The sequence below is a fragment of the Cellulosimicrobium sp. CpK407 genome (genome assembly GCF_051844275.1).
In the GTDB taxonomy this organism is placed as follows: domain Bacteria; phylum Actinomycetota; class Actinomycetes; order Actinomycetales; family Cellulomonadaceae; genus Cellulosimicrobium; species Cellulosimicrobium cellulans_G.
Genome location: NZ_JBGNYC010000086.1, coordinates 1 through 8352, shown reverse-complemented (window position 1 = coordinate 8352; position 8352 = coordinate 1). Strand labels below are relative to the sequence as shown.

7 protein-coding genes are annotated in these 8352 nt (G+C 73.9%); 3 read left to right on the top strand and 4 right to left on the bottom strand.

What is annotated here, in order from left to right; genetic code table 11:
- Positions 1–281: 281 nt before the first annotated feature.
- Both ABWU78_RS20700 and ABWU78_RS20695 read right to left on the bottom strand, forming a co-directional pair.
- Positions 282–530 carry a hypothetical protein gene (locus ABWU78_RS20700; RefSeq protein WP_439159368.1) on the bottom strand — a complete coding sequence of 83 codons (249 nt, stop codon included), beginning with the start codon at positions 528–530 and terminating at the stop codon, positions 282–284.
- Complete coding sequence (locus ABWU78_RS20695) at positions 527–1141, bottom strand: ArsR/SmtB family transcription factor (RefSeq protein WP_253052987.1); 615 nt, start codon at positions 1139–1141, stop codon at positions 527–529. Before ABWU78_RS20695 ends, ABWU78_RS20700 begins: the two co-directional genes overlap by 4 nt.
- 121 nt (positions 1142–1262) lie before the next feature.
- Here ABWU78_RS20695 and ABWU78_RS20690 point away from each other — a divergent pair, with 121 nt between their 5' ends.
- Positions 1263–2108: an oxygenase MpaB family protein gene (locus tag ABWU78_RS20690; RefSeq protein WP_439159367.1), complete on the top strand. Its 846-nt coding sequence runs from the start codon at positions 1263–1265 to the stop codon at positions 2106–2108.
- 49 nt (positions 2109–2157) lie between these two features.
- On the opposite strand, the gene ABWU78_RS20685 is transcribed toward ABWU78_RS20690, so the two are convergent.
- Positions 2158–2697, bottom strand: coding sequence for a MarR family winged helix-turn-helix transcriptional regulator (locus ABWU78_RS20685; protein WP_253052991.1), 540 nt, complete (start codon positions 2695–2697; stop codon positions 2158–2160).
- A gap of 104 nt (positions 2698–2801) precedes the next feature.
- On the opposite strand from ABWU78_RS20685, the gene ABWU78_RS20680 reads away from it, so the two are divergent.
- Positions 2802–4034, top strand: coding sequence for an MFS transporter (locus tag ABWU78_RS20680; protein WP_253052993.1), 1233 nt, complete (start codon positions 2802–2804; stop codon positions 4032–4034).
- Positions 4035–4082: 48 nt separating this feature from the next.
- Here the strand turns inward: ABWU78_RS20680 and ABWU78_RS20675 are convergent, their stop codons facing one another.
- Positions 4083–4577: a MarR family winged helix-turn-helix transcriptional regulator gene (locus ABWU78_RS20675; RefSeq protein WP_353708624.1), complete on the bottom strand. Its 495-nt coding sequence runs from the start codon at positions 4575–4577 to the stop codon at positions 4083–4085.
- A gap of 113 nt (positions 4578–4690) precedes the next feature.
- On the opposite strand from ABWU78_RS20675, the gene ABWU78_RS20670 reads away from it, so the two are divergent.
- A complete protein-coding gene (locus tag ABWU78_RS20670; protein ID WP_353708625.1) occupies positions 4691–7885 on the top strand; it encodes an efflux RND transporter permease subunit in 3195 nt (1064 codons plus the stop codon).
- Positions 7886–8352: the final 467 nt, after the last annotated feature.

Sequence of the window (8352 nt, the reverse complement as noted above, 5' to 3'; positions counted from 1 at the left end):
ATCGTAGAACAGCGCCATCCCGACCAGCGCCGTCGAGAACACCGACACGGTGCTCACCGACGCGACGGTCCGACGATGCTCGCGGATGCTCGAGAGAAGGCCCACCAATGCTCCCTACGTACGTGGTCGGGGCACACGGGACCGCGTCGTCCTGTCGAGCCGGGTGGCGAGAGACGGGGAGACGCGCGTCTGTGCCCACAGAACGCCCCGTCGAGGGTAACCGAGCGGTCGGGGTCGCCGACATGGTGACCACTCCCCATGCGGGTGGAATCTCCGGGTGTTCAGGGCAGAAGGGACGCTCGCGACAGCGCCGCACGGTCGAGCGTGTGCTCCGCGGCGGCGTGGAGCGGGTCGGACGAGCGGGTCGACGTGGTCTCCGGGGCGACGGCGAGCCGGTCGCGTCGCGCCTGTGCGCGCGCCGCGGCGCGGCGGCGCCCGAGGTCGCTCAGTGCCGAGCCGACGACGACGAGCAGACGGTCGGCGCCGCGCGGCTCGGCGGTGCGGGGCAGGGTGGGGGAGTACGCGCTCATGAGGGGTTCTCCTTGCCGTCGATCGTGGGGAAGACGTTGAAGTGGATCTGCACGGGTCGTGCGCCCGGCGCCTGCTCCTGGCCCTCGAACCGGTGGAGCGTCGCGTCGAGCGCGTCCCAGGCGTCCGCGACCTCGTTCATCTGGTCAGCGGTGAGCCACATGCTGGCGGTCGTGAGGCGCGCCCCGTCGAGCCAGCGGGTCGGGAGCTCGGAGGAGCGTTCCAGGAACGCCTGGATCTTGCGGGCGCGCGCGTTCTCGAACTCCCGGCTCACCATCGCGGTGGCGAGCGTGGTCGCCGTGTCCTCGGTCTCGTCGGGCGTGCTCACGGTGAAGCCGCCCGGCGGCCGTTCCCACCACCGCTCCCGCGCCGTGCCGCGGCCGGCCACCTCGCGGACGAAGCCGTGCCGGGCGAGCTGGCGCAGGTGGTAGCTCGTCGAGCCGCTGGACTCGCCGACGAGGTCGGCGAGGCGGCTCGCGGTGAGCGCGCCGTGGGTGGAGAGCAGGTCGAGGATCTGCACCCGCAGCGGGTGCGCGAGCGCCTTGAGCTGCGCCGGACCGAGCGCCGGGTGGCGCTCGGCGCTCGGGGGTGTGGTGTCGCCGTCGGTGCTCATGGCACGAGAGTAGCCATGCAAAGACACCTTTGCAAGAGGTTCTTTGCAACGAGTTCTTGGGACGCGTTGCGAGGCGAGGCGCGAGGGGCGAGGGGCGGCGCGAGGTGCGAGCATCGGTCGCATGGCCCACGTGGTGGAGCGGGTGCGCGGGGCGACGGAGCGCGCGATCTTCCTCCGGGTCGCGGGCCCGGACGCGACCGCCACGAGGGCGCGCATCCACGACACGCCGGGTCCGCGCTGGTTCGACCGGGGCTCGCCGGTCCAGCGCGTGCACGGCGACGCGTCGATGTTCGTCGGAGGGCTGCGCGCCCTGCTCCTCCAGAGCCTGCACCCGCTGGCCATGGCGGGCGTCGCCGCGCACTCGGGTTACCGGGGCGACCCCTGGGGCCGCCTCCAGCGCACGTCGACCTTCATCGCCGTGACGACGTTCGGCACCGCCGACGACGCCGAGCGCGCGGTCGCAGCGGTCCGCGCGGTCCACGAGCGCGTCCGGGGCCGGGCGCCCGACGGCCGCCGCTACCGGGCGAGCGACCCCGACCTGCTGCGGTGGGTCCACGTCGCGGAGACCCAGAGCTTCCTCGTCGCGCACCAGTCGTTCGGTCGACGCCCGCTCGACGCGCAGGGGTGCGACGAGTACGTCGCCCAGGCCGCCGTCGTCGGGCGCGCGCTGGGGGTCGTGGACGCGCCCCTGACCCGTCGGGAGCTGGACGCGGCGGTCGAGGAGTACCGGCCGGCGCTCTCGTTCACGCCGTCCGCGCTCGACGCCGCGCGGTTCCTGCTCGTCGAGCCCCCGCTCCCGTGGCCGGTGCGACCGGCCTACGCCGGGCTGGCCGTCGCCGCGCGCGAGTCGCTGCCCGCGTGGGCCCGCGCCGGGATGCCGCGGGTGCGCGGCCTGCCGGCGTGGTGGGCGCGGCCCGCCGGCGCCACGGTCACGCGGCTGATCCGCTGGGCGCTCCCTGCGTCGTGAGGTCGCGGCGCCGTGAGGTCGCGCCCTCCGTGCGGGCTCACGGCGGTGGTCACGGCGTGTCGCGCCGCCGGCGGTAGGCGTCGAGGTCGCCGTTGAGGCGGCCCAGCAGCTCGGCGAGCAGCGCGCGGTCCAGGCGGGACCAGTCGCCCAGCACGTCGGCGTACAGCTCCGTCCGCGCGACCCGGTGCGCGGCGAGCTCGTCGAGGCCCTCGCTCGTCGGCTCGACGACGACCGCGCGGCCGTCACGGGGGTCGCGCGCGCGGCGGACGTGACCGGCCCGTTCGAGCGCGACGACCTGGCGGGTGACTGTCGACGCGTCGAGGCCGAGGCGCTCCGCGAGCGCGTTCACGTGCAGGGGGCCGTGCGTCCCGAGCGTGTGGAGGAGGAGGTAGCCGGAGCGGTCGAGCGTCCCGCCGCGGCGCGAGGTGCCCGGCGTCCCCGACGCGCGGGTGCGCTCGGCGCGCCGCAGGAGCTGCGCGACCTCGAGCTCGATCGCGCCGAGCACGTCGTGCGCGGTCGCGTCGTCGCGCGCCGACGCCCCGCCGGACGACGCACCGGCTCCGTGATCGTTTCCCTCGGCAACCGTCATAGGTGTATTCTACAGATACTTACCTGTCAGATACAGATAAAGGCTGCCGCCGAGTCCCCTCGGGCCGAGCGGCACTCTCCCGCCGACCAGGAAGTACGAACGCAGTGGCCTCCACGCGCAACGAACCGAACCGCACCGCCATCTACGCGACCGCTCTCACGGCGTTCTTCGCGATCGCCGGCATCGCGGTCGTCGACCCGATCCTGCCCGTCATCGGGGAGGAGATCGGGGCGTCGACCTGGCAGATCGAGCTCCTCTTCACGGCCTACATCGCCGTGATGGCGCTCGGCATGATCCCTGCCGTCATGGCCACGGGTCGGTTCGGCTACAAGAAGATCCTCGCGACCGGCGTGAGCCTCGTCGCCGTGGCCGCGGTGCTCGCGGCCCTGAGCACGAGCATCGGCCAGCTCGCCGCGCTGCGCGGGCTGTGGGGCCTCGGCAACGCGATGTTCTTCGCGACCGCGATGGTCCTGCTCGTCTCGCTCGCCAACGACCGCGAGTGGGTCGTCGAGCTCTTCGAGACGTGCGTCGGGCTCGGCTTCGCCGTCGGCCCGCTGCTCGGCGGCCTGCTGGGCGGCATCTCGTGGCGGGTCCCGTTCTTCGTCTGCGGCGTCTTCATGCTCGTCGCGCTGCTCGTGTCCGTGACGCGCCTCAAGGACCCGGCCGAGAAGCCCGCGCCCCTGCGGCTCGGCCAGGTGTTCCGCCTCTTCCGCAAGCCCGGCTTCCTCGCGCTCGCCGCGGTCACCGCCGCGTACAACTTCTGCTTCTTCATCGTGCTCGGGTACACGCCCGTCTTCCTCGGGCTCGACGTCGTGCCGCTGGGCCTCGTCTTCACCGCGTGGGGCGTGGGGCTCGCGGTCGGGATCCTCGTCGTCGGGCACCGCCTCGCCCACCGCGTGGGCGCGGTCCAGACGCTCGGCGTCGCGATCGTGGGCGTGCTGGTCGCGCTGGTCCTGCTGGCGCTCGACCTCGGGACCGCGTGGTCCGTCGTCGTGCTCGTGGGGGCGGGCGTCTTCATGGGGATCGCGAACGCGAACCTCACCGACCTGTCGCTCGCGCTCGGCGACCCGGACCGGCGCGTGACGACGGGCGCGTTCAACCTCGTGCGCTGGGGCTTCGCCGCGCCCGCGCCGGTCATCGCGGGCCTGCTGCACCCGGTCTCCGCGACGGCCCCGTTCTGGCTGGGCGCGGGGATCCTGGTGCTCGGCGTCGTCGTGTTCGTGGCGTTCGGCCACCGGATGGCGGGGGAGCTCGGCGAGCGCGTGCTGTGGTCGCGCTGGAACCGCCGCGCGCGTGCCGTCGAGGGGACGCCCGAGGAGGCGCTCGGCGAGGTCTGAGCACCGACGACGACGAGGCGGGAGTCCCGGGCCTGCGGCTCGGGTCCCTCAGTCCTCCGGGGCGGTCGAGGTGTCGGTCGGGGTGTCCGCGGCCGACGTCTCCGCGACCTGGGTGAGGGCCTCGATCCCGACCGTGAGCGCGCGCAGGTCCGCGACGTCGAGCCGGGCGAGCAGGTCCGTGAGCGGCTCGTCCTCCTGCGCGGCGATGCGCCGCACGGCCGCGGCGCCGCGCGGCGTCGCGGCGACCAGCCGCACCCGACCGTCCTGCGGGTCGGGACGGCGCGCGGCCATCCCCGCCGCCTCCAGCCGGTCCACGATCCCCGAGAGCGTCGCCGGGGAGATGCCGAGCACCTCCGCGAGCCGGTGCGAGCTCGTCTCGCCGTCGAGCTGGAGGACCGCGAGCGCGCGCAGCTGGGGGACCGTGAGGGTCGTGCGCAGCAAGGGCTCGAGCCGTTGGGCGAGGAGCAGCTCGGCGAGGCGGCGCTGCGCGTCCTCGAGGCGCCGCGCCAGCGCCGCGCGCTCGTCGTCGGCGGGGTGGGTCACGGCGCAGACTCTATCGGTGGGAGCGGGAACCATCCCGAGATGCTTCGCGTTACGCTAACGAAATCGCGACGCCGACGTCGTCTCCCACCCGACCTGGAACCCTTGGAGGCTCCGTGTCCCGTCTCGCCCGGCTGGCGCTGGCCAACCGCGCGCTCGTCGCGCTCGCCACGGTCGCGATCGCGATCTTCGGCGTCATCAGCATGGGGTCGCTCAAGCAGGAGCTCATCCCGAGCCTGCAGATCCCGACCGCCGCCGTCGTCGGCGTCTACCCGGGCTCGGCCCCGGCGATCGTCGAGCAGCAGGTGACCGTCCCCGTCGAGACGGCGGCGCGCGCCGTCAAGGGCGTGGAGGACGTCACATCGACGTCGTCGACCGGCATGTCCGTGACGACGGTGCAGTTCGCCTACGGCACGGACATGGACGCCGCGGCCTCCCAGCTCCAGACGGCGATCACGCGCCTGCAGTCCCAGCTCCCCGAGGACGTCGAGCCCCAGGTCGTCACGGGGTCGGTGGACGACCTGCCCGTGATCCAGCTCGCCGTGTCCGGCGGAGCCGACGACGCGGCGCTGGCCGACACCGTCTCGTCGAGCGTCGTCCCGGCGCTCGAGGACGTCGAGGGCGTGCGCAGCGTCGCGGTGAGCGGCATCGCCGACCAGCAGGTGACGGTCGACCTCGACCCGGCCGCGCTCGCCGCCGCCGGGCTCAGCCCGGCGCAGGTCTCCACGATCCTCCAGGACAACGGGGTCGTGATCCCCGCCGGGACCGTCGCCGAGGGCGACCGGACCCTCAGCGTGCAGGTCGGCACCGCCGTCACGACCGTCGACGAGCTCGCCGCGCTGCCGCTCGTGTCCCCGACCGCGGCGCCCGGCACCGCGCCCGTCGCGCTCGGCGACGTCGCGACCGTGACCGCGGGCCCCGAGCCCGCGACGTCGTACTCGCGCCTCGACGGCGAGAACGCGCTCGCGGTCGCGATCACCAAGACGCCCGCGGGCAACACGGTCGAGGTGTCGCACGCCGTCCAGGAGGCGATCGACGACCTCTCCGGCGTGCTCGACGCGCAGGACGTGCGGGTCGACGTCGTGTTCGACCAGGCGCCGTTCATCGAGGAGTCCATCGAGGGCCTCGCGACGGAGGGCCTGCTCGGCCTCCTGTTCGCCGTCGTCGTGATCCTGCTGTTCCTCGCCTCGCTGCGCTCGACGCTCGTCTCGGCGGTGTCGATCCCGCTGTCGCTGTTCGTGACGTTCATCGTCATGAACGCCACGGGCTACACGCTGAACATCCTCACGCTCGGCGCCATGACGGTCGCGATCGGCCGCGTGGTCGACGACTCGATCGTCGTCATCGAGAACATCAAGCGGCACCTGTCGTACGGCGAGGAGAAGGTGGGCGCCATCATCGGCGCCGTCAAGGAGGTCGCGGGCGCGATCACCGCCTCGACCGTGGCGACCGTCGCCGTCTTCCTGCCCATCGCGCTCGTGGGCGGCATGGTCGGCGAGCTCTTCCGGCCCTTCGCGCTCACCGTCGCCATCGCGATGCTCGCGTCGCTCTTCGTGGCGCTGACGATCGTCCCGGTCCTCGCGTACTGGTTCATCACGTCCCCGCCCGTCCCGGCGGACCCGGAGGCCGCGCGCCTCGCGGGCGAGCGGGCGCGCGCCGCGGCGGAGGCCAAGGAGCGCCGCGGTCTGTGGCAGCGCGGGTACGTCCCGACGCTGCGGGCGGCGCTGCGCCACCCGGCGATCACGCTCGGCGTGTCCGTCGCGATCCTCGCCGGGACGCTCGCGCTCGTGCCGCGCCTGGAGACCAACTTCCTCGGCGACACCGGCCAGGACACGCTCACCGTCACCGAGTCGTTCGCGCCCGGCACGTCGCTCGAGGCGCAGGACGCCGCCGCGCGCGACGTGGAGCAGGCGCTCATGGGCGTCGACGGCGTCGCGACCGTGCAGACGACGGTCGGCACAGCGGGCGGCCCCGAGGCCGCGTTCTTCGGCGGCGGGGGCTCCCCGACGGCGACGTTCGCCGTCACGCTCGACCCGGACGCCGACGCCGTCGCCGCCCAGGAGGACGTGCGCGACGCCGTCGCCGGTCTGGGCGGAGACGCGAGCGAGGGCATCGAGGTCGCCGGTGCGGACGCCGCGTTCGGCAGCTCGACGGTCGACCTCGTCGTGCGCGCCCCCGACACCGAGACCCTCACGGCTGCCGCAGCCGACGTTCAGCAGCTCGCCGAGGACGCCGACGGCGCCGCGCAGGTGACCAACAACCTCGCCTCCGCGCAGTCCACGGTCCAGGTGACCGTCGACCGCGACGCCGCGGCCGCCGTCGGGCTCACCGAGACCCAGGTCGCCGGGACGGTCGCGGGGACGATGTCTCCCGCGCCGATCGGCACCGTGAACCTCGGCGACGGTCCGGTCCAGGTCCGCGTCCTCGCGGGCGAGGCCCCGGCGACGGTCGCGGAGCTGGAGCAGGTCGTGCTGCCCACCGCGGCAGGACCCGTCCCGCTCACGCAGGTCGCCGAGGTCGCGGAGGTCGAGGTCCCCACCTCGATCACCCGGGTCGACGGCGAGCGCAGCGCGACGATCTCCGTCACGCCCGCCGGCCAGGACCTCGGCGCGCTCACCGCCGAGCTCACGACCGCGATCGACAGCCTCGACCTGGAGGGCGGGGCGACCGTCGAGATCGGTGGCGTCGCGTCCGACCAGGCCGACGCGTTCGCCGACCTCGGGCTCGCGCTGCTCGTCGCGATCCTCATCGTCTACCTCGTCATGGTCGCGACGTTCCGCAGCCTCCTCCAGCCGTTCATCCTGCTCGTGTCGATCCCGTTCGCCGCGACGGGCGCGCTGCTCCTGCTGCTCGCCACCGCGACGCCGCTCGGCGTGCCGGCCCTCATCGGCCTGCTCATGCTCGTCGGCATCGTGGTGTCCAACGCGATCGTGCTCATCGACCTCATCAACCAGTACCGCGAGCGCGGCCGGTCGCTCGACGACGCCGTCATGGAAGGTGCGCGCAAGCGCCTGCGCCCCATCGTCATGACGGCTGCGGCGACGATCTTCGCGCTCACCCCGATGGCGATCGGCATCACCGGCGGCGGGGCGTTCATCTCCCAGCCCCTCGCGCTCGTCGTCATCGGCGGCCTGCTGAGCTCGACGCTGCTGACCCTGGTCGTCGTCCCGGTGCTCTACACGCTCGCCGAGCGTCGCGGCGAGAAGCGCGCGGCGAAGAAGGCCGCCAAGCAGGAGGCCGCGGCCCAGGCCGAGGCCGACAAGGCCGAGCAGTCCGAGAAGGCCGCCGCCCAGCCCGTTGCGGAGGCGTAGCCCGCCGAGGTAGAGCCCTGGTCTACCGAGGTAGAGCCCTGGTCGGTTTTCAGGCCGCGGGGTCGGGTCCGCGGTGGGGGTGGGCTCGGTGCTCGGGGCTGCGGCGCCGTCACCGTGGCCTGTCGGGCGTGGGTCTTTGGAGCGCCGCTCTGACGCCCCTTCGCATCCGAGCCCACCCCCACCGCTCGGCCGTCGCGGCACCCTGGCCCGAGCTCGCCCGAGCCAGCTCGCCGACGTAGACCCGTGGTCCGCCGAGGTAGGCCCGTGGTCCGCCGAGGTCGAGGCCTGGTTCGACGACGTCCGCTCGCACTGCGTTGCAGCGTCGCCGTCGGCCGACGGCCGACGGCCAGATCGCCTGGGAGACGCCGGTTGGCGGCCCTCGGTCGAACCGTCACCGCGGGCGGTCGCCCGAGGTGGGCCAAGACCAGGGCGAGACGACGCCGGGCGGGGTGGGTGGTGGTGCCGCG

Coding starts and splice junctions, on each gene's coding strand:
- ABWU78_RS20685 (WP_253052991.1), bottom strand. CDS start 2,697: ATGACGGTTGCCGAGGGAAACGATCACGGAGCCGGTGCGTCGTCCGGC.
- ABWU78_RS20690 (WP_439159367.1), top strand. CDS start 1,263: ATGGCCCACGTGGTGGAGCGGGTGCGCGGGGCGACGGAGCGCGCGATC.
- ABWU78_RS20700 (WP_439159368.1), bottom strand. CDS start 530: ATGAGCGCGTACTCCCCCACCCTGCCCCGCACCGCCGAGCCGCGCGGC.
- ABWU78_RS20695 (WP_253052987.1), bottom strand. CDS start 1,141: ATGAGCACCGACGGCGACACCACACCCCCGAGCGCCGAGCGCCACCCG.